Source organism: Dorea sp. 210702-DFI.3.125, from assembly GCF_020560945.1.
Lineage (GTDB): Bacteria > Bacillota > Clostridia > Lachnospirales > Lachnospiraceae > Dorea > Dorea formicigenerans.
Window position 1 is genome coordinate 1 of sequence record NZ_JAJCNF010000096.1, and the last position, 414, is coordinate 414.

Consider the following 414-nt stretch of genomic DNA (forward strand, 5'->3'; position numbering starts at 1 on the left):
GGAGTGGTTGAATGACATTAGAAGAAAGCAAAGAAGTAATTCCCATGATGGAAGCAATGATTACACAGATAGAGGAACAGCAGAATATCATGGCAGAGATGCTTCAGGAGATACAGGAAAAGGACGAGAAGCTGATGTGCTTTCAGGAGCAGGAAGAACGATTGCAGCAATTAGAGAAAGAATTGTCAGAGCTGCTACAAATCTTACCGGATACAGAAGAACTGTTGATGCTTCTGGAAGAAAAGACAGACCAGATACAGAAACTCACAGACGAAAATCAGCAATGGCAGGAATTGGCACAGAAATTGAACAGCGAGAACCGGCTATTGCAGAAACAGAACAGCGAATTACTGAACTTGAACAGCAATTAGAGAAAGGAAGGTTGATTGATGAACGAATTAAGAAACTCAAAGA

General features: G+C 41.1%; 1 pseudogene. It reads left to right on the forward strand.

The window, feature by feature from the left end:
- A pseudogene (locus tag LI164_RS15710) lies at positions 1 to 414 on the forward strand (conjugal transfer protein); the annotation flags it as partial.